Raw genomic sequence first — 20502 nt, forward strand, 5'->3', positions numbered from 1 at the left:
CATGTTTTATTATTATGATCCAACGATGATTTTAGTGCTTATCGGAGCTATGCTGTCCATGTGGGCGTCGTCCAGGGTACAGTCCACCTTTAGCAAGTATTCTAAAGTGCGCAGCATGACCGGGATGACCGGAGCGGAGGCTGCAAAACGCCTTCTCAATTCCCAGGGAATCTATGATGTAACGGTGCGTTCCGTACCGGGACAGCTTACAGACCACTATGATCCAAGAAACAAAACCCTTAATTTGTCAGAGGCCGTTTACGGCTCCATGTCTGTGGCTTCCATCGGAGTTGCGGCCCATGAATGCGGCCATGCGATTCAGGATAATGTGGGCTATGCTCCGTTGAAGATCAGAGGAGCATTTGTTCCGATCGCCAATTTCGGCGGCAAGATTTCCCTGCCGTTGATCGTAATCGGTCTTTTAATCGGATTCACCTCCTTTATTGAGGTCGGAATCTGGATGTTTGTGCTGGTGGTTCTGTTTCAGGTCATCACCCTTCCGGTGGAATTCAACGCTTCTTCCAGAGCGGTTAAGCTGTTGGGAGAGACCGGAATTTTGCAGGATTCAGAGCTGGAACACACCAAGAAAGTGCTTGGAGCCGCAGCGCTCACTTATGTGGCGGCCGTAGCAGCCTCTGTATTACAGCTGCTTCGTTTATTAATCCTGTTTGGAGGAAGAAGAGACCGTGACTAAATCGGTAAACAGCAGAGAAATTGCACTCGATGTGCTTTATGAAATACTGGAAAATAAAGAATACAGCCATATTGTGCTAAGACAGGCTTTGAACAAATATCAGTATCTGGATAAACAGGAGCGTTCCTTCATCACAAGAATTGTGGATGGAACTTTAGAATACCTGATTCAGATCGATTATATGATCAATCAGCTTTCAAAAGTAAAAGTGAAGAAGATGAAGCCGGTGATACGGACGATCCTGCGCATGTCTGTGTACCAGATCATGTACATGGACCGTGTGCCGGATTCCGCAGCCTGCGACGAAGCCGTGAAACTGGCTGTGAAAAGAAAGTTTCAGGGCCTGAAGGGATTTGTAAACGGAGTTTTGAGAAATATTTCCCGCCAGAAAGAGAGCTTTGTATGGCCCTCCGATTCCGTGCGGTATTCAATTCCTGAATGGATCTTGGAGATGTGGAAGGAACGATACGATCAGGAAACGATCACAGCCATGGCTCAGTCCTTTTTGAAGCCGTCCAAGCTGGCAGTGCGCTGCAATTTGGACAAAGCTTCCAAAGAACAGATTACGGAAAGTTTAAAAGAGCAGAAGGTTCAGATTGAAACTTCTGCTTATTCTGATATTATTTTATTCCTTTCGGAATATGATTATCTGGAAGGGCTGAACGCTTATACAAGCGGCTGGATTCAGGTACAGGATATGAGCTCCAGTTTCGTAGCCCAGGCGGCTCCGTTAAAGCCGGGAGATTATGTGATTGACGTATGCGGCGCTCCGGGAGGAAAAAGCCTTCATGTGGCAGACCGGTTAAAGGGAACCGGAATGGTGGATGTCAGGGATCTGAGCGAACAAAAGGTGGGTATGATCAGAGAGAATATCAGCCGTACCGGTTTTACCAATATTCAGGCAAAGGTTCAGGACGCTTTGGAGCCGGATCAGGATTCTGTGGAAAAAGCGGATGTCCTTTTTGCGGATCTGCCGTGTTCCGGCCTGGGAATTATGGGGAAAAAGCCGGATATTAAGATCAATATGACAAAAGAAAAGGCGGAAGATCTGGCCGGGCTTCAGAGAGAGATTTTATCGGTGGTCTGGCAGTATGTCAAACCGGGCGGATATCTGATCTACAGCACCTGCACGATCAATTCCAAGGAAAATGAAGAAAATGTGAGATGGTTCAGGGAACATTACCCATTTGAACCAGTCAATATAGAAGGACGGTTAGGGGATAACCTGAAAGAAGAATCCATGAAAGAAGGCTTTATCCAGCTTCTTCCTGGCATCCATCCCTGCGATGGCTTCTTTTTGTCGGTATTCCGCAGAAGATAGATATGGAAAAGAAAGATATTAAGTCATTAAACCTGGAAAATTTAACAAAGGAAATCGCAGACCTTGGAGAAAAGTCATTTCGCGCAAAACAGATCTATCAGTGGATGCATGTAAAGCTGGTATCCGGTTTTGATGAGATGACCAATCTGCCTAAACCGCTGAGGGATCGATTGGGGGAAAACTATGATCTGATATCCCTGGAAACTGCGGATATGAAGGTATCTGCAATAGACGGAACCAGAAAATATCTGTTCCGTCTCAGCGACGGCAATGTGATTGAAAGCGTTCTGATGAAATATAAACACGGAAATTCCGTATGCATCTCCTCCCAGGTCGGCTGCCGGATGGGCTGCCGTTTCTGCGCCTCCACGCTGGACGGTTTGGAACGCAATCTGACGCCTTCAGAGATGCTTGACCAGGTATACCGGATACAGGCCTCCACAGGGGAACGCGTATCAAATGTGGTTGTGATGGGCTCCGGAGAGCCTATGGATAACTATGACAATCTGGTTCAGTTCATCCGCCTGCTTTCCGATGAAAACGGGCTGAATATCAGCCAGAGAAATATAACGGTATCCACCTGCGGCATTGTGCCGGGAATTAAGAAGCTGGCTAACGAACAGTTTCAGATCACACTGGCCTTGTCTTTGCATGCGCCAAATGATGAGGTGCGCAAAAGCCTGATGCCGATTGCAAAAAGCTATAAGCTTTCTGAGGTATTGGGCGCCTGCCGGGAATACTACTTAAAAACCGGTCGGAGGCTCACCTTTGAATACAGCCTGGTGAGCGGAGTGAATGATAATCTGGAGGAAGCGAAGGCCCTTGTCAGTCTGATTAAAGACCAGCACGGTCATGTGAATCTGATCCCGGTAAATCCCATAAAGGAACGGGATTATGTCCAGTCGGACCAGAAAGCCATACAGGCATTTAAAAATTATCTTGAAAAAAACGGAATTAATGTTACTATAAGAAGGGAAATGGGCCGGGATATTAACGGAGCCTGTGGACAGCTTAGAAAAAGTTTTATGGATAAGGAGGGATGAGGATAGATGCAGGCATATGCGTTGACAGATGTGGGAAGAGTCCGAAACATGAACCAGGATTACATTTTTTCCTCATCGGCCGGAATCGGCTCATTGGCAAATCTTTTTATTGTTGCAGACGGCATGGGAGGCCATAAAGCGGGGGATTATGCATCCAGATATATGGTGGAACAGCTGGTGGAATATATGGAACATCAGGAACAGCCCGGGATCGTACCCGCATTGGAATCGGGAATTCAGAAGATCAACCGGGAAATTTACGAGGAATCCATGAAGGATGAACGGTTATTCGGAATGGGAACCACCCTGGTTGCTGCAACTGTGGATCAGGATACTTTGTATGTGGCAAATATCGGCGACAGCCGTTTATATCTTATCAGCGATGGAATCCGCCAGGTGACTAAAGACCATTCCTATGTGGAAGAGATGGTATCCTTAGGGAAGATGGAGCGCGGCAGTGAGGATTATCAGGCGAAAAAGAACATTATTACACGGGCAGTTGGAACAAAAGATGCTCTGAATATCGATTTTTTCGAAGTGACGCTGAGTCCGGGAGATTATATTCTCCTGTGTTCCGACGGGCTTTCCAATATGGTAACGGATGAAGAAATTCATCACATCGTAACATCGGACCAGACCTTAAAGCAAAAAGCAGAGGAACTGGTCAGCGAGGCAAATCATCATGGAGGGAAGGACAATATTGCAGTTATTCTTATAGACCCCCAGCTAAGTGAGGTGAGGTCATGTTAAAAACCGGTATATTTTTACAGAACCGCTATGAGATTTTAGATGTAATCGGATCGGGCGGAATGTCCGATGTTTATAAGGCCAAATGTCATAAACTGAACCGTTTGGTGGCAATTAAGGTATTAAAAGAAGAGTTCAGCACAGACGCTAATTTTGTGAGTAAATTCAAGATGGAGGCCCAGGCGGCCGCCGGACTGTCCCATCCCAACATTGTGAATGTATATGACGTTGTGGATGAGGATTATCTTCACTACATTGTGATGGAATTGATAGAGGGGATCACCCTTAAAAAGTACATAGTAAAAAAAGGTCATCTGGAGGTCAAAGAGACCATCGGTATCTCGATCCAGGTGGCTCAGGGACTTGCCGCCGCCCACGAACAGAAATTAGTTCACCGGGATATAAAACCTCAGAACATTATTATCAACCGGGACGGCAAGGTAAAAGTAGCTGATTTTGGAATCGCAAGAGCTGTAAGCGCTCAGACCCAGGGAGCGACGGCCATCGGTTCCGTTCATTATATATCGCCGGAGCAGGCCAGAGGCCGCCTCAGCGATGCCAGAAGCGATATCTATTCGCTGGGCATTACCATGTATGAGATGGTTACAGGCCGTGTGCCGTTTGAAGGCGACAATACGGTAACTGTGGCGCTGGCGCATCTGGAAGAGCCGATTACGAGACCGAGTGTATACAATCCGGATATTCCTCAGTGTCTGGAAAACATAATTTTAAAATGCACGGAGAAAAGGCCGGAACGCCGGTATTCCTCGGCCATGGAGCTGATTGCCGATCTGAGAAAAGCCTTGGTATCCCCGGAACGGGATTTTGTTAAACAGAGCGGGCAGACGGAAGTCCAGGGGCAGACCAGGCCAATTACATCTGAAGAGATGGAACAGATTAAAGAGGGAAGCCGGAAGCAGGTGCCTTATGAGCCGGAACCTGTGATAAGAAACCATCAAAAGCCCCCTTCACATAAGCCGAAAAATGGGGGAGATGACGATATCAATCCCAAGATTGAAAAACTGATGACATTGGCCGGAGTGGCTGTGGCTGTTATCATCGTGGTTATTTTGATCTTTGTGGTGATGAAGCTGGGCGGTATTTTTAATCTCGGTTCGGGAAAAAAGCCGACACAGGAAAGCCAGACCGGCGTAACCTCGGAAACCACTCTTGGAGATACGGAAATTGCAATGCCGGATGTGTATGATCTGCCGGAGGATTTAGCTGAAACAAAATTAAAAGAAAGCTCTCTTATCATGAAGATTGCGGGTTATGAGGATTCGGATACCGTAGCAAAGGGACATGTGATTTCCCAGGAGAATAAGGCAGGAACTCCGGTTCCCAAGTATTCAACCGTAAATGTAACCGTAAGCAACGGTTCCAATAAAATTGATCTTGAGGAGCTGAAGCTGACCGAACTGACAGGAGAAGCGGCAAAACGTCTTTTGGAGACGAAAAAGCTGGTGGTATCCACCGTAGAAGAGAATAACGAAACCGTAGAAAAAGGAAAAGTGATCCGTTATGATCCTCAAAATGTGAAAGAAGGGGAGAATGTCACTCTCTATATCAGTTCAGGCCCTGCCGTGACGTTAAAGACGGTTCCCAATATTACCGGGCAGATGGAAGAAATTGCCATCGGCATGCTTGTGGATTCCGGTTTTGTTCCGGGCCAGGCGACCACAGAATCCAGCGATACGGTTGAAGCCGGCGTGGTAATCCGTCAGGTGGAGACTGCCAACAGCCAGATGCCGGAAGGCGCTTCTGTTTCCTATGTGGTGAGCACCGGACCGGAAGAGGATAACAGGCGTTATATCGCCTCCTTGAATGAAACCTATGATTTGAGCAATCTGATCGGGCCAGGCTCGGGAACTACCAGCGTTACCATCATGATCCGTTTAAAACAGGTGGTAAATGGGGAAACTGAGTACAAAACGCTGATGCAGCCTCAGACGCTGAGCGGCAACATTACGCTTCCTGTGAATTTACCGGTTATTGAAGGCGCCAAGGGCGTGACCGACGGTGTGGTGGAAATTGTGGAAACCAATACGGACGCGGTGCTGAAATCTTACCCGGTAACATTTATAGTGATGGATTAGTTCAGGATGGAATGTGAATGACAGGAAAAATTATAAAGGGAATCGCCGGATTCTATTATGTACACGATGGGAATAAAACCGTATACGAATGTAAGGCAAAAGGAATTTTCAGAAATAAAAAGATAAAACCTCTGGTAGGGGATAATGTGGAGATCACCATTCTCGACGAGGCGGAATGTGAGGGAAACATCGATCAGATTCTGCCCCGGAAAAACAGTCTGATCCGCCCGGCTGTGGCCAATGTGGATCAGGCCCTCGTGGTGTTTTCCATTCTTCACCCGGAGCCCAACTTAAATCTTCTGGACCGTTTTTTGGTTATGATGAAATATGCAGAGGTTCCGGTTTCAATTCTATTCAATAAAGTGGATCTTTCAGATGAAGCGATTATAGAAAAATACAGAAAGATCTATGAACCTGCCGGGTACGAGGTTCTCTTTTCCAGCGCGTATGAGGAAACGGGGATCGATATGATCCGGGGACTTCTCCGGGGAAAAACTACGGTTTTGGCCGGCCCGTCAGGCGTTGGAAAATCGTCTCTCATCAATATGATTCAGCCGGAAGCAGGCATGGAGACCGGTGAAATCAGCGAGAAGATTCAAAGAGGAAAGCATACCACAAGGCATTCCCAGCTGTTTTATATTGAAAAAAATACTTATACCATGGATACGCCCGGATTCAGTTCCATGTTTGTGGAAAATATGGAAGCAGAAGAATTGAAGGATTATTTTCCTGAATTCCAGGATTATGAAGACGAATGCAAATTTTTAGGCTGCGTCCATATCGGAGAAAAGATCTGTGGGGTCAAGCAGGCGGTGGAAGAGGGAAGAATCAGCCCCAGCCGCTATGAAAATTACCGCTTGATGTATCAGGAATTAAAGGACAGAAGGAGATATTAATATGTTTTGTTTAGCACCATCTATTTTGGCGGCGGATTTTAAGGAATTAGGGAAACAGGTACAGGCTGTGGATGCGGCAGGAGCCCAGTACATTCATATCGACGTGATGGACGGCGCCTATGTGCCCAGCATTTCCTTTGGAATGCCTGTGATCGCCAGCCTTAGAAGCTGTACAAAAAAGGTGTTTGACGTTCACATGATGGTGGAAGAGCCGGGCCGCTATGTGGATGATATGAAAAAGGCCGGAGCGGATCTGATCTGTGTCCATGCGGAGGCTTGCGTCCATTTAGACCGCACAGTGAACCAGATTAAGGAAGCCGGCTTAAAGGTTGGAGTGGCATTAAATCCGGCTACTTCGCTCAGTGTATTGGATTACGTTCTTCCGGAATTGGACATGGTGCTTTTGATGACCGTAAATCCGGGATTTGGCGGCCAGAAATTCATTCCCTATACGCTGGACAAGATCCGCTCTTTAAGGGCTAAATGCCGGGAAATGGGGCTGTCTACGGATATTCAGGTGGACGGAGGCGTTACAACCGGGAATGTGAAAACCCTGATGGAGGCGGGCGCTAATATATTCGTTGCCGGTTCCGCTGTATTTAACGGCGATGCGGCTGCAAATACGAAGGCGTTTTTAGATATTTTCAAGGAATGGGAAGAAGCATAGAAGGCCGTTTTGCGGCAGAATGTGAGGATAAATGAACGGTTTGATTCTTACCGGCGGAAGCCTTGACCAGGCTTTCGCTGCTTCTTTATTGGAGAACTATCAATTTGATAAGATGATCGCAGTGGACGGGGGCCTGAGCGCTGTAAAAGAGCTGGGGCTGAAGCCGGATGCCATTGTAGGCGATTTTGATACGGCCGCCCCTGAAATTGTGGATGAATACAGGAAGAGGGCCTGCGGTGCGGCCTGGGATATCCACAAACCGGAAAAGGACGAGACGGACACGGAACTGGCGCTGGCTACGGCGGCCAGACTGGGATGTACACAAGTGCTTCTTTTAGGAGCAACCGGAGGCAGGCTGGATCATCTGCTGGCCAATATCCATCTTCTTTATTACTGTCATGAGCTGGGGATGGCCGGTCGGATCGTCGATCCCCAGAACTGCCTGTACCTGCTTTTACAGGGTAAGACATTTATCAAATCCTCGACTTGGGGAAAATACATCTCTTTTATTCCATTTACAGAGCGGGTGACCGGCATCACATTAAAGGGTTTTAAATATCCCCTTAACAAAAAAAATATCACAATCGGCCGGGAATCCGGCTTGTGCGTCAGCAATGAGCTGACCGGGGAAGTAGGAAGTATCGAATTTGACAGCGGTATCCTGGTCTGTGTGGAATCGAAAGATTAACTGGCATGGTTAAAAAATAACCAACTGGATATTTATAGCAATCCACTTGCATGCTATGATAGGGAAAATTAAGTTGCAAGGGAGAGCAGACGATGATTAACAAAGAGAATGAAAAAGTTTATAAGATTGTGATTACAGCATTGATGGCGGCTTTATGCTATGTGGCATTTACCTTTTTAAAGATTCCGATTCCCACCTTTGGCGGGGATATGGTTGCGCTTCATATCGGAAATGCATTCTGTGTATTAGCGGCGCTTTTATTAGGCGGAGTTTACGGCGGCGTGGCAGGAGCTTTGGGAATGACCATCGCGGATATTCTGGACCCGGTTTATATTACCAGCGCGCCGAAAACATTTATCCTTAAATTGTGTATCGGACTGATCGCCGGTTTTGTGGCACATAAGATCGCCCATATTACGGATAATCACAATCCTAAATACGTGCTTAAATGGACGCTGATCGCTTCCATTCTGGCGCTGGGCTTTAATGTTATCATGGACCCGATTGTGGGTTATTTTTACAAAAATTATGTGTTAGGAGTGGAGGCGTCAGCGGCGAAAATCATGTCGACCTGGGCGGCAGGCGTTACGTTTATCAATGCAGTTGCAGGAACCTTTGTCGTTGTGTTCGTATATATGGCGGTAAGGCCGGTGCTTAAAAAGGCCGGATTATTCTTCCATATCGACTGATGAATCCGCCGGATGTGGAGTTCATATGAATACTTATCACCAGAAAAAATTAGCAATAATCAATGATTTATCAGGGTATGGCCGTTGTTCATTAACAGCGGCTATTCCTGTTGTATCGGCTCTGAAAGTTCAGGCATGTCCTGTGCCGACTGCAATCTTGTCCAATCACCTGGCTTTTCCCGCCTGCTATTTTCAGGATTATACGGAGCATATGGTGCCGTATCTTAATGTATGGAAACAGCTGGAGCTTTCATTTGACGGGATTTTGACAGGATTTTTAGGTTCTGAGAGCCAGATTGAGATCGTTACCGGTATGATACGGGATTTTAAGGGGGAGACTACCAAGGTGATTATCGATCCCATCATGGGGGATCACGGAAAGCCCTATAAAACGTTTAATGCACAGATGTGCAGCCGGATGAGAGAACTGGTATCTTACGGAGATATGGCCACACCGAACCTTACGGAAGCCTGCATCTTAACGGGAACCGAGTACAAAAAGGACGGATGGAAAAGGGAAGAGCTTAGGGATATGGCTTTAAAACTTTTGGAGATAGGACCAAAACAGGCTGTGATCACCGGAGTAAATGAAGGCGGATTTTTAGTAAATGTGATCGCCCAAAGAGAAGAAATCAGGTTTCAGAAGATGAAACGGGTAGGCCGCGAACGCCCTGGAACAGGGGACATCTTTTCCGCAATTACGGCGGCCAGCCTGCTCAGGGGAGAAGATCTTTTAACCGCCGTCAGGAAATCGGCCGGTTTTGTAAAAGCCTGTATCCTGAAATCGGAAGAATTGAATATTCCGGTAAACAATGGAGTCTGCCTGGAAGAAATGCTCTTTTTGCTGATGAAATAAGATAACAATTCAGCCTTCCGATGCCTGTGCCGGTTCCGCCAGTTTTCATGGACTTTCCTGTGACTTTGCAGGGTATTAGCAATTCTTAACGCACAGAATTTTTCGTTCAAGGGAAATGTCCACCTGTTTGAGCGTGAGCGAGTTTGGACATTTCCCTTGGCTTTTAGAAAAATCCTGTACGTTTAGAAGTGCTTATGCCCGAAACCGGAACAGGAAAGTCCATGGAAACTGGCGGAACCGGCACAGGCATCGGAAGGCTGAATTGTTACGAAATAAGATTACTCAAGGGAAAAAGGTCTTTCATTTGTGCTTAAAATGTAGTATACTCACGTATGATTATACTACATTTTATATGCCGCTATGGGGCCGCGGTATAGAATTAGGAGGAAAATTATGTTAGATTTAAAGTTTGTCAGAGAGAACCCTGAGATAGTAAAGCAGAATATCAAAAACAAGTTTCAAGATAGTAAATTAGAATTGGTTGATGAAGTGATCGCATTAGACGCTGAAAATAGAGCTGCAAAGTCTGAAGCGGATAGTTTAAGAGCGGAACGCAATAAAATCTCAAAGCAGATCGGAGCTTTGATGGGACAGGGCAAAAAGGAAGAAGCAGAAGAGTTAAAAGCAAAGGTAAATGCTGATTCCTCACGTTTGGCAGAGCTGGAAGAAAAAGAGACGGAACTGGAAGCGAAGATCAAGAAAATTATGATGACCATTCCGAACATCATCGATCCAAGCGTTCCGATCGGAAAAGACGACAGTGAAAATGTGGAAGTTGAACGCTATGGAGAGCCGGTTGTGCCGGAATTCGAGATTCCTTACCATACGGAGATCATGGAAAGCTTTGACGGCATCGATTTGGACAGCGCAAGAAAAGTAGCTGGAAACGGCTTTTATTATCTGATGGGGGATATTGCCAGACTTCATTCCGCTGTTATCTCTTATGCGAGAGATTTTATGATTGACCGCGGTTTCACATACTGCGTACCGCCTTTTATGATCAGAAGTGAAGTGGTAACCGGCGTTATGAGCTTTGCTGAGATGGATGCCATGATGTATAAGATCGAAGGAGAAGACCTGTACCTGATCGGAACCAGCGAACATTCCATGATCGGTAAATTCATCGATACCATTCTTCCGGAAGAAACACTGCCGAAAACATTGACAAGCTATTCCCCTTGCTTCCGTAAGGAAAAAGGCGCTCACGGCCTGGAAGAGCGCGGCGTTTACCGCATTCATCAGTTTGAAAAGCAGGAGATGATCGTTGTCTGCAAGCCGGAAGACAGCATGATGTGGTATGATAAATTATGGCAGAACACCGTAGACCTGTTCCGCTCTCTGGATATTCCGGTTCGGACCCTGGAATGCTGTTCCGGTGATCTTGCCGACTTAAAAGTGAAATCCGTGGATGTGGAAGCATGGTCTCCAAGACAGAAAAAGTATTTCGAAGTGGGCAGCTGCTCCAATTTAGGAGATGCTCAGGCCCGCCGCTTAAAGATCCGCGTTAACGGTGAAAAAGGAAAATATTTTGCCCATACGCTCAACAACACGGTTGTGGCTCCGCCGAGAATGCTGATCGCATTTTTGGAGAACAATCTGCAGGCAGACGGAAGCGTAAGCATTCCTAAAGCTCTTCAGCCTTATATGGGCGGAATGACTGCAATCAGAAAAAAATAAAAGAATGCATGGGAAAGGGGAAATAAGATGATTAAATTTAACCATTTTAACTTCAATGTATTGGATTTAGACAAAAGTTTAGCTTTCTACAAAGAGGCTCTTGGCTTAGAACCGGTAAGAGAGAAAACAGCTTCCGACGATTCCTTCAAACTCGTATACCTGGGCGATGGGATCACAGAGTTTTCACTGGAACTGACATGGCTGCGGGATCGGAAGGAACCTTATAATCTGGGTGAATGTGAATTCCATCTGGCATTCCATACCGACGAGTATGAGGCTCTTTATGAAAAGCATAAAGAAATGGGAGTAATCTGTTTCGAAAACCCATCCATGGGAATTTACTTTATCGCAGATCCGGACGGCTATTGGATAGAGATCGTGCCGGAGAGGTAATGATGCCATTCAGATATCGCCAATAGAGCATCAGAGAATTGGGTAAAGTATTGATTTCTGATAGATAAAAATTATTGTAAAATGAAATAAGGCAGGAAAATACAGGCCAGCATCACGTAGGAGAACATTTGCTGCAAGTTCTCTTATGTTATGCCGATGTTATTGGTTCAAGAACTAGTGACGACTGATTTCCTGCCTTATATTATTAAGTCCCAGCAGGAAAAAACGAAAGAAAAACGCATAATACATTTGTGAGGTATAACTCATGACAACAGTCTATTTTATAAGACACGCTGAACCAAATTATACAAATCATAATGACGAAGCCAGAGAACTCACGGAAAAAGGGATGATCGACAGAAAACTGGTAACTAATTATCTCAGTGATAAACACATAGACATCGTTTTATCAAGTCCATACAAGCGGACAATTGATACGATAAAAGATTTTTCAGATGAATACCGGCTTCCCATTGAAATTATTTATGACTTTAGAGAAAGAAAAGTGGACAGTGTTTGGATTGAAAATTTTAGTGATTACTGCCGGCATCAGTGGCAGGACTTTTCCTATAAATTATCGGATGGAGAAACGTTAGGAGAGGTTCAAACGAGAAATATCCATGCTTTAAGGCTTGTATTGAAGAAATATCAAGATAAAAACATTGTCATTGGCAGTCATGGGACTGCGTTGAGCACGATAATTAACTATTTTGATAATTCTTTCGGATATTCAGACTTCAAAAAAATCCAATTCCTTATGCCGTGGATCGTAAAATTCACCTTCAACGGCGAAAATTTCCAAAACATTGAAATGATTAACTTATTTACTGAATGAGTACAAGCAGTTCTCATAAAAAACACAGCCAGTCAGCATGTTTTTCTACAGCAAGAGAAAAACAATTAAGAAAAGGCACGAAATGATGTTGGAATTTGAATTCGCAGCCAAAGATGGAGCTATTTCAAATTCCAATATCATTCCACGCCTTTTCTTAACATAGCAATGTTCAAATATAAAATACCTTTTATTCAACAATGGTAAAGTTCGCACTTGGAATTGCCAGCAGAGAATAATTAGTGTGGTAAATCACAAACCCGGGCGCGCCTCCTGCCGCCTTTTTTACGCTTTTCCTCTGAATGTAATCGATCTCCACTTTATCATTGTTCCTGCCTTTGGAGTAATAAGCGGCCAAAGCTCCGGCTTCTTCAAACACTCTGTCAGGAAGCTCCTTCCCCTCGGCTTTTACAATGACATGGGAGCCGGGAATTCCTTTGGCGTGAAACCACCAGTCATTGCCGGTTGCCAGCTTAAAGGTCAGCTCCTCGTTTTGGTAGTTGTTTTTTCCAACATAGATGTGGAATCCGTCGGAAGAGATATAGTGGAACGGTTTGCTGGTAATTTTCTGCTTTTTGGTTCCGGTATAGCGGCGGCGGATATAGCCGTATTCGGTAAGTTCCTCTTTAATCTGCACAAGGTCTTCCTCTAACAGAGCAATATCCAGGGCAGTGCTGATGGATTCCAAATGTTCGATTTCTTTTTTCGTTTCCAGGGTCAGATCGGAAAGAGCTTCATAAGTACGCTTCATCTTATTGTATTTATCGAAAAACTTTTGGGAGTTTTCCCTTGCTGTCAGCTGAGGGTCCAGGGGAATTCTGATCTCCTCATTCGTGTAGTAATTTAAGCATTTCAGTTCCTTCTCCCCGCCGGTCAGTTCATAGCCATAGGTGTTCAGCAGTTCTCCGTACACCTTATATTTTTCACGCTTGTCCGTATCCTTCAGCTGTTTCAGCTGGAGATCATATTTTTTATAATTGCGTTCTAATGCAGTCTGTACAATCTTACGGAGATCCACCGATTTCTGGCGGATTCTTGTAATGGTATTTTTTTCTGAATAGTACGCTTCTAATAGCTGGCTTACCGTGGCAAACGGGCGGGCCGTATAATCCCCGCCTTCATAACAGGTCAGCGGCAATGCGGAAAACTCAACCGGTTCCTCCTGACGGTAAACGATATTCGGCGAAAAACGGCCTGCTTTTACATCTTCCATCATAAAAGAAAAAGTGCGGTAAAGATGAATCAGTTCCGCTTCGGACAGTTCGTTGGCCGACATATCCGGGTTTAAGGAAGCCAGATGGCAAAGTTCTTCCCCGATAATCGGGCTGATTCCCGTAAGCCTCATATAAAGGGCCTTCTGAAGCGGAGCAGGCGTGGACAGCATCGCCTGTTTAAATGTTTCTTCGTCAATGGACAGAGGATCGTATTTTTCCGTCGTATGAGGAATAAAATACTCCCGTCCTGGAAGAACTTCTCTTACGGAGCTTACTTGGGCGGAGATATGTTTAATGCTGTCAATAATGACGCCGTCTTCCCGGCAGAAGATGATATTGCTGTGTTTTCCCATCAGCTCCACGATCAGTTTCTTTCTTCTGACATCGCCCAATTCATCCAGGTGTTCAATTTCAAACTGTATAATCCGTTCCAGACCCGGCTGGCTCACATCAATGATTTTTCCGTTTCCAATGTGTTTTCTTAACAGCATGCAGAAATTGGGAGCTGTCATAGGACTTGGTTTATTGTTTTCCGTAAAATAAGCCAAAGGCAGGCTGGCGCTTGCCGATAAGAGCAGACGGCAGGTTTCCCTGTTATTTTTTACCGTAAATAAAAGTTCATCTTTTTCCGGCTGTGCGATTTTTGATATTTTACCGCCTTCAATGCGGTCTTTTATTTCTTTTGTTAAATTTGCAATTATAATCCCATCAAATGCCATAAATTCCCCATTCCGCCGCAAAATGCGGCATAAATTAAGTAGTACGAGTGATCAGTATACCATAAATCCGATTGCTTTTAAATAGTGTGATTTGCAATGAACGTCTATATCAGGTATAATAAAAATCGATATATAAAATATAACAGTGCTTTAAAGGAAAATAAATAGTGAATTTAAACAGGATAAGACCGGCAGACGGCATGGAGCCAGATCGATGAAGAAAAAGAAAAACAGCAGATTTTTACATAACAACAGCATACGATATACTATTTTTACCTATTTTACGGTGACCGCTTTAGCGGCCAGCCTTCTCATCACATTTTCCCTCTACCAGCGTCTGTCGACCCAGGTGTCGGAGACCGTGAAAGAGGAAAATCAAAGCCTGATTAACCAGGTGGCCCGTTCTGTGGAAAATTATCTGCGCACGGTCATGAGGCTGTCGGATTCCCTTTACTATGGAGCGATAAAGAATGCAGACCTGTCTTCGGAATCGATCAACAGCGAGTTCACACTCCTGTATGATAATAACAAAGACAGCGTGGATAATATCGCCTTATTTACCCAGGACGGAACTATGGTGGAAGCCGTCCCGGCGTCAAGGATTAAGACGAATTTGGACGTGACGGGGGACGAATGGTTTACCAATGCATTTGAGAAGACGGAAAACCAGCATTTTTCCAATCCTCATGTTCAGTACATCTTTGATGGCAATGAGAATCAGTACCGGTGGGTAATCTCGTTATCGAGAGCTGTGGAGCTGACGGAAGGCACATCCACCGCCCAGGGTGTTCTTCTGGTAGATTTAAGCTATTCCAGTCTGGAACATCTGTTCAACGGGGTGACTACCGGCACGGACGGCTACGTCTATCTAATCAGCAGCGACGGAGAAATTCTGTATCACCCGAAGATCCAGCTGATCGATTCGGGACGGATTCAGGAGAATAACCTGGCTGTGGCCGGTTATAAGGACGGGAACCATTTGGAGAAGTTTGAGGGAAAAGAGCGGATTGTTACGGTCAAATCCATCGGATATACCGGATGGAAGGTCGTTGGCGTTACTCCTAAGAATGTAATTTCCTTAAATACCATCAAAACCAGATTGTTTATCGTTTTTATCATAATGCTGATCCTCTTTATTCTGATGTTGATTAACTCCTATATCTCGTCCAGAATCACTAATCCCATCAAGGAACTGGAAAAATCCGTAGGTGTTTTGGAGGAGGGAGATTTAGATACCCCTGTGTATATCGGAGGCTCCTATGAGATCCAGCATCTCGGCACTTCCATCAATAACATGGCCCGTCAGATCCGCGTGCTTATGGACGATATCGTGAGAGAGCACGAAGCCAAGCGGAAACAGGAGTTTGACACCCTGCAGTCGCAGATTAACCCTCATTTCCTTTACAATACGTTGGATATCATTGTCTGGATGATTGAAAATGAGCAGAAAACGGAAGCGGTCAGGGTGGTTACTGCGCTGGCCCGGTTCTTCCGCATCAGCTTGAGCAAGGGAAAGAGCATCATAACCGTAAAGGATGAATTGGAGCATGTGCGCAACTATCTGATGATCCAGCACATGCGCTTTAAGAATAAGTTTTCGTATTATATCGATGTGGAAGAGGACTGCACGGAGCTGGCCAGTTTAAAGCTGATGCTTCAGCCGCTGGTGGAAAATGCAATCTATCACGGTATGGAGTTTATGGATGGGGACGGAGAGATTAACCTGCGGGTATGGAAGGAAGAGGACGACTTATATTTCACCGTCCGTGATAATGGTCTGGGGATGACGGAAGAACATGTAAAGAGCCTGTTTTCCGATTCCATCCATATAACCTCCACCAAGGGCTCGGGAATCGGCGTTAAAAATGTGAATGAGCGGATTAAACTGTATTTCGGCGAGGAATACGGGCTTACCATCGATTCAGAGCTGGATGAGGGAACTACGATCACAATCCATCTTCCTGCAGTGCCCTACAGCCAGGTTCAGGATGAGGGAACGATTGCCCATAAAAGGAAGGCGGAAAGATCGGAGGAAGAACGATGACAAAACAAGAAAAGATCATATGGGGCTTGTTCGCAGGAATCCTGGTCATTCTGTTTCTGCTTTCCTCCACGGATTTAATTATAAAGGAGAAAAAAACAGCGATCTATCCGGTGTCTGTGATTATTGAAGAAACAACGGATGATTACTACGCCAACTTTAGAAGGGGCGTGGACAGGGCTGCGGATGAGTATAACGTGGATGTTAATTTCATCACGTTATATGAAAAAGGCGAGCTGAAAGAACAGACCGAGTTACTCAAAAGAGAGATCGACGATGGGGCAAAGGCAGTGGTTCTAGTTCCCATAAAACCTGACGAATGTGCAGCCGCAATAAGCGGAATGGAGATTAACAGCCCTTTGATCATTATGGGGAATCTGTTTCACAATGACAGAGTGAGGGGAGGAATCGCCGTAGATTACCGGGAATCCGGTAAGCTTTTGGGAGAAGCCATCATGAGAGAACATGAGGCGGATAAGCCGGTGATGGTATTTACCGAAGGACTGGATTACGGTTACAACCGGGAAATCTATGACAGCCTGCTGAATGTGCTCACTGAGGCCGGATTTCAGACACGTCTCTATGAAAAATATAAAGAGGGTTTTGTGAGCGCCTTTTTACCGGAAAGCGAGGATTTATTTCTCAGGGCCATAAAAGAAATGGCGTATTCCGACAGCAAAGAAACGGTTATTGCAGCGCTGGATGTTCAAAGCCTGGATTCAGTGGCCGGCATTATTTCAGGAGCTCCTCTCTATGGTGAATATATATCGGGATTGTATGGGATCGGGAGCACAACCAAGCTGCTGAACCGGATGGACCAGGGCACCATAAAGGGGCTTGTTGTTTCAAATCAGTTTGACGCCGGATATTTGAGCATTGTGAAAGCGGTGGAAGCCATCGAGAAACGCGGAAAGCGGGAGCAGATCGTGCTTGAATCGTATTATATTGAAAAAGATGATCTGCGGGAGAGCAGGTTTGAAAAGATCCTGTATCCAATCGAATAACGGCAGCAGCGGGAGGAAAAATGAAAAGAAAACACTTATTTATTGCGGTACTGGCGGGAATTTTTATCTTAGGAACCGGCTGTGTGCTTTTTCAGAGCTGGAGACATGAGGAAAAGGAAGAGAAAAAGACGCTTCGGGTCGGCGTGACGCTCTATAAGGGGGATGATTCTTTTATCAATGATATCAGCGGAAAGATAGTGGAGGCAGCCAAGGCATACGAGAAGGATACGGGTATTAAAGTGATTCTCGATGAAGTGGATGGAAGAGGAGACCAAAATCAGCAAAACAGCCAGGTGGACCGGTTCATTTCCCTGGGAGTTGATGTGCTCTGCGTCAATATTGTGGACCGTTCAGTTGCCTCTTATATTATTGACAGAGCGATGGATGCGGATATCCCCGTAGTATTTTTCAACCGGGAACCTGTGGAAGAGGATATGAGACGGTGGGAAAAGCTTTACTATGTAGGAGAAGATGCCAGAGAAGCGGCTGTCCTGCAGGGAGGGATTCTGGTTGACGCGTATAAGAAAGATACCTCCATCCTCGATTTAGACGGGGACGGAAAGGTAAGCTATGTCCTGCTGGAAGGAGAGACAGGCCACCAGGATTCCCTGATCCGGACCGAGTGGTCCATCAAGACATTGAAGGACGGCGGCGTTCCGCTTGAAAAGATTACCGGAGGGATCGGAAACTGGGAAAGGAGTCAGGGTTCTGCATGGATGGAACAATGGCTGGACGAATATCCCAACGAGATTGAACTGGTCATCAGCAACAATGACGATATGGCTTTAGGAGCTGCCGATGCGCTGGAACGAAAGAAAATCAACAGACCCGTCAAGATTGTGGGCATCGACGGAACCCCTCAGGGGATGGAAGGCCTTCGGGCAGGGAAGCTGTTCGGTACCGTTCAGTGCGACAGCGAGGAATACGCCAGAGTTGTATTTCAGATTGCCGCAGCCGCCGGACTTGGACAGAATGTTCAGGAGATCGTGGAGTTAAAAGACGGGAAATATTATAACTGCAGTCAGGCTGCGCGGACAGCTGATGAAGAGGAAAAGCATAATTAAAACGAAAAAAGGCAGGTAAGCTGATGTATACAGTGATTGTAGCAGACGATGAAGAAGCATTAAGAAAGGCGATTATCAAAAGAGTTGACTGGAACGCCGTGGGATTTGAAGTGATTGGAGAGGCGGAGAACGGGGCAGAGGCATTGGAGCTGGTGGAAAAGCTGGGGCCGGATCTGCTGTTGACGGATATCAGAATGCCCTTTGTCTCGGGAATTGATTTAGCCAGGCAGGCGAGAGAGATCAGGCCATATATGCAGATCGCATTTTTAAGCGGCTATGAGAGCTTTGCCTATGCCCAGCAGGCGATTCAGTATAATATTATCAGCTACCTTTTAAAGCCCATCTCCGCAGAAGAACTGACGGAAGAGATGAAGCGGATCAAGGAAAAGCTGGATGAACGGTTTGCTGCTTTAAAACGGGGCGTTCAGGACGGTGATTTCAGCGAGAGGGAGCGCCGCATGGAGCTATCTGAGTTTCTGCTTCCCATATTGATGGATCAGGATGAACCGATGCAGGAATTGAGTCAGGAGAAGAAGCTTCTGATGGAACAGAGAGCGGCAGAATTGGGGCTTCGTAAGCTTCCTGCTGATAATGTCTGCTATATGGTTCTCGTCACCGGATTTTTCGGCAGCAGGGGAGAGAATCTGACCGCTGTGGAGCATGTAAATTTTGTAAACTCAATTTTGAAAAAATACGTGCAGTTCGGCAGCGTGATTTCCAAAGGGAAGATCATTACCGTTATTTCCGCAGTAGGGCGGGATTTGGGAAAATATATACATATTCTGGTGACGGAAATCATGCAGAGCGCGGAGCGAATCCTGGGGCTCCAGTGCAGAATCGGCGTAAGCCGGGACTTTCCTGCAATGTTCATGAGCGGTATCGCTTATTCGGAAGCGGTGGCTGCCATGCATTATGTTCCCGCAGATGCCGTGGGCGTGCAGTTTATATCCGATATGGAATCAGGAGAATTTCAGAAATTTGAATACATTGAGGAAATTGTGGCGGAACTGGATCAGATCATCAAGACCGGCAGCAGGGGAGAACTGGATAAATTCCTTGCCAGCCTGTTCTCAAGGGTGAGTGAGGAGCATGCAATGAAAAGCCGCCGGGATCTTCTGGTGATACAGATTCTGGCTACGGTGTACCGGACGGTGAGCATATCTCTGGACAACAATGTGCCTGTAGAAGTCCTTTCCAAGTTTTCCTTTTTGGAGAAAGGCTTCACCAAAGAGTCTTTGGATGAGGTTCATGGCAAGGTGGCCAGTCTCTGCCGCCAGGCTCAGGACATTATCTCCAATCACAGAAAGGTCAGTTCGGAACTTTTATCGGATCAGGCTCTTAAACTGATTGAAACAGGCTATTCCGACGAGACTTTGACCCTGGTTTCCCTGAGCGAACAACTCCATATCAGTTCCAACTATCTGAGCACTACCATTAAAAAGACCACAGGGGAGACATTTATCAGCCTTCTGACCAAAAAGAGGATGGAAAAAGCCCGGGAGTATCTTATCTGTACTCCTATGAAGATACAGGAAATCGCCGCCCGCTGCGGCTACAGCGATCAGCATTATTTCAGTTACTGTTTCAAAAAATATTACGGAAAATCCCCCAATAAACTGAGAGAGGGAGCGGGAAAAGCAGAAGAAAAATAAGCGGAAAACAGAACCGCGGAAAAATGCCTGTTTTGTCTAAAAATGCATAAGTCACAAACGCCAGAAGTCTTATTTTTTCATATTTCGGTGATTTTCGATAATTACCGGGGTGAAATAAATAAGATTTCTAACATTTTGCATAAGAATTTCTATTCCAAAAGATAGGGTATTTATATATACTGTTACTTGTAACCACATGAATTAATTAT

At 45.6% G+C, this 20502-nt stretch carries 18 protein-coding genes; 17 read left to right on the forward strand and 1 reads right to left on the reverse strand.

The window, feature by feature from the left end; all coding sequences use genetic code 11:
* Window position 1: 1 nt before the first annotated feature.
* From C0033_RS22490 to C0033_RS22550, 13 genes are all read left to right on the forward strand, one after another.
* Window positions 2-694 carry a zinc metallopeptidase gene (locus C0033_RS22490; protein ID WP_103230170.1) on the forward strand — a complete coding sequence of 231 codons (693 nt, stop codon included), beginning with the start codon at window positions 2-4 and terminating at the stop codon, window positions 692-694.
* Window positions 687-2015 (forward strand): 16S rRNA (cytosine(967)-C(5))-methyltransferase RsmB, encoded by a 1329-nt coding sequence (gene rsmB, locus C0033_RS22495; protein ID WP_103230171.1) that lies wholly within the window; start codon window positions 687-689, stop codon window positions 2013-2015. The genes C0033_RS22490 and rsmB overlap by 8 nt, the downstream gene beginning before the upstream one ends.
* A 2-nt stretch (window positions 2016-2017) precedes the next feature.
* Window positions 2018-3058: a 23S rRNA (adenine(2503)-C(2))-methyltransferase RlmN gene (gene rlmN / locus C0033_RS22500; RefSeq protein WP_103230172.1), complete on the forward strand. Its 1041-nt coding sequence runs from the start codon at window positions 2018-2020 to the stop codon at window positions 3056-3058.
* Window positions 3059-3064: 6 nt separating this feature from the next.
* Entirely contained in the window at window positions 3065-3808 is a 744-nt protein-coding gene (locus tag C0033_RS22505; protein ID WP_103230173.1) for a Stp1/IreP family PP2C-type Ser/Thr phosphatase, read from the forward strand.
* Window positions 3802-5901 carry a Stk1 family PASTA domain-containing Ser/Thr kinase gene (gene pknB, locus C0033_RS22510; protein WP_103230174.1) on the forward strand — a complete coding sequence of 700 codons (2100 nt, stop codon included), beginning with the start codon at window positions 3802-3804 and terminating at the stop codon, window positions 5899-5901. The genes C0033_RS22505 and pknB overlap by 7 nt, the downstream gene beginning before the upstream one ends.
* A gap of 17 nt (window positions 5902-5918) precedes the next feature.
* A complete protein-coding gene (gene rsgA, locus C0033_RS22515; protein WP_103230175.1) occupies window positions 5919-6797 on the forward strand; it encodes a ribosome small subunit-dependent GTPase A in 879 nt (292 codons plus the stop codon).
* Between the two features lies 1 nt (window position 6798).
* The gene (gene rpe, locus C0033_RS22520; RefSeq protein WP_103230176.1) at window positions 6799-7464 is read left to right on the forward strand and encodes a ribulose-phosphate 3-epimerase; all 666 of its coding nucleotides are present in this window, start codon (window positions 6799-6801) and stop codon (window positions 7462-7464) included.
* A gap of 31 nt (window positions 7465-7495) precedes the next feature.
* Window positions 7496-8152 carry a thiamine diphosphokinase gene (locus C0033_RS22525; protein WP_103230177.1) on the forward strand — a complete coding sequence of 219 codons (657 nt, stop codon included), beginning with the start codon at window positions 7496-7498 and terminating at the stop codon, window positions 8150-8152.
* A gap of 95 nt (window positions 8153-8247) precedes the next feature.
* Window positions 8248-8841: an ECF transporter S component gene (locus tag C0033_RS22530; protein WP_347501211.1), complete on the forward strand. Its 594-nt coding sequence runs from the start codon at window positions 8248-8250 to the stop codon at window positions 8839-8841.
* 25 nt (window positions 8842-8866) lie between these two features.
* The gene (locus C0033_RS22535) at window positions 8867-9697 is read left to right on the forward strand and encodes a pyridoxamine kinase (RefSeq protein ID WP_103230179.1); all 831 of its coding nucleotides are present in this window, start codon (window positions 8867-8869) and stop codon (window positions 9695-9697) included.
* Window positions 9698-10090: 393 nt separating this feature from the next.
* Window positions 10091-11374, forward strand: a complete 1284-nt coding sequence (gene serS, locus C0033_RS22540; RefSeq protein ID WP_103230180.1) for a serine--tRNA ligase — start codon at window positions 10091-10093, stop codon at window positions 11372-11374.
* Between the two features lie 27 nt (window positions 11375-11401).
* Window positions 11402-11767: a VOC family protein gene (locus C0033_RS22545; protein WP_103230181.1), complete on the forward strand. Its 366-nt coding sequence runs from the start codon at window positions 11402-11404 to the stop codon at window positions 11765-11767.
* Window positions 11768-12032: 265 nt separating this feature from the next.
* Window positions 12033-12602: a histidine phosphatase family protein gene (locus C0033_RS22550; protein WP_103230182.1), complete on the forward strand. Its 570-nt coding sequence runs from the start codon at window positions 12033-12035 to the stop codon at window positions 12600-12602.
* A gap of 187 nt (window positions 12603-12789) precedes the next feature.
* Here C0033_RS22550 and C0033_RS22555 read toward each other — a convergent pair whose 3' ends face one another.
* Window positions 12790-14532 (reverse strand): NFACT RNA binding domain-containing protein, encoded by a 1743-nt coding sequence (locus C0033_RS22555; protein WP_103230183.1) that lies wholly within the window; start codon window positions 14530-14532, stop codon window positions 12790-12792.
* Between the two features lie 214 nt (window positions 14533-14746).
* Between C0033_RS22555 and C0033_RS22560 the strand changes: the two genes are divergently transcribed.
* From C0033_RS22560 to C0033_RS22575, 4 genes are read left to right on the forward strand one after another with little or no spacing between them, the layout of a single operon-like run.
* Entirely contained in the window at window positions 14747-16576 is a 1830-nt protein-coding gene (locus tag C0033_RS22560; protein WP_103230184.1) for a sensor histidine kinase, read from the forward strand.
* Window positions 16573-17577 (forward strand): substrate-binding domain-containing protein, encoded by a 1005-nt coding sequence (locus tag C0033_RS22565; RefSeq protein WP_103230185.1) that lies wholly within the window; start codon window positions 16573-16575, stop codon window positions 17575-17577. The genes C0033_RS22560 and C0033_RS22565 overlap by 4 nt, the downstream gene beginning before the upstream one ends.
* A gap of 20 nt (window positions 17578-17597) precedes the next feature.
* Window positions 17598-18641, forward strand: a complete 1044-nt coding sequence (locus tag C0033_RS22570) for a galactose ABC transporter substrate-binding protein (RefSeq protein WP_103230186.1) — start codon at window positions 17598-17600, stop codon at window positions 18639-18641.
* A 23-nt stretch (window positions 18642-18664) separates the two neighbouring features.
* Entirely contained in the window at window positions 18665-20293 is a 1629-nt protein-coding gene (locus C0033_RS22575) for a response regulator (RefSeq protein ID WP_103230187.1), read from the forward strand.
* Window positions 20294-20502: the final 209 nt, after the last annotated feature.

The sequence above is a fragment of the Clostridium sp. chh4-2 genome, assembly GCF_002899675.1.
Taxonomy (GTDB): domain Bacteria; phylum Bacillota; class Clostridia; order Lachnospirales; family Lachnospiraceae; genus CHH4-2.

Bases quoted from the DNA above. Each gene is read 5' to 3' on its own strand.
- C0033_RS22570 (WP_103230186.1), top strand. From the start codon at position 17,598: ATGAAAAGAAAACACTTATTTATTGCGGTACTGGCGGGAATTTTTATC.
- rlmN (WP_103230172.1), top strand. From the start codon at position 2,018: ATGGAAAAGAAAGATATTAAGTCATTAAACCTGGAAAATTTAACAAAG.
- C0033_RS22555 (WP_103230183.1), bottom strand. From the start codon at position 14,532: ATGGCATTTGATGGGATTATAATTGCAAATTTAACAAAAGAAATAAAA.
- rpe (WP_103230176.1), top strand. From the start codon at position 6,799: ATGTTTTGTTTAGCACCATCTATTTTGGCGGCGGATTTTAAGGAATTA.
- C0033_RS22550 (WP_103230182.1), top strand. From the start codon at position 12,033: ATGACAACAGTCTATTTTATAAGACACGCTGAACCAAATTATACAAAT.
- pknB (WP_103230174.1), top strand. From the start codon at position 3,802: ATGTTAAAAACCGGTATATTTTTACAGAACCGCTATGAGATTTTAGAT.
- C0033_RS22525 (WP_103230177.1), top strand. From the start codon at position 7,496: ATGAACGGTTTGATTCTTACCGGCGGAAGCCTTGACCAGGCTTTCGCT.
- serS (WP_103230180.1), top strand. From the start codon at position 10,091: ATGTTAGATTTAAAGTTTGTCAGAGAGAACCCTGAGATAGTAAAGCAG.
- C0033_RS22505 (WP_103230173.1), top strand. From the start codon at position 3,065: ATGCAGGCATATGCGTTGACAGATGTGGGAAGAGTCCGAAACATGAAC.
- C0033_RS22535 (WP_103230179.1), top strand. From the start codon at position 8,867: ATGAATACTTATCACCAGAAAAAATTAGCAATAATCAATGATTTATCA.
- C0033_RS22565 (WP_103230185.1), top strand. From the start codon at position 16,573: ATGACAAAACAAGAAAAGATCATATGGGGCTTGTTCGCAGGAATCCTG.
- C0033_RS22575 (WP_103230187.1), top strand. From the start codon at position 18,665: ATGTATACAGTGATTGTAGCAGACGATGAAGAAGCATTAAGAAAGGCG.
- C0033_RS22490 (WP_103230170.1), top strand. From the start codon at position 2: ATGTTTTATTATTATGATCCAACGATGATTTTAGTGCTTATCGGAGCT.
- C0033_RS22560 (WP_103230184.1), top strand. From the start codon at position 14,747: ATGAAGAAAAAGAAAAACAGCAGATTTTTACATAACAACAGCATACGA.
- rsgA (WP_103230175.1), top strand. From the start codon at position 5,919: ATGACAGGAAAAATTATAAAGGGAATCGCCGGATTCTATTATGTACAC.
- C0033_RS22545 (WP_103230181.1), top strand. From the start codon at position 11,402: ATGATTAAATTTAACCATTTTAACTTCAATGTATTGGATTTAGACAAA.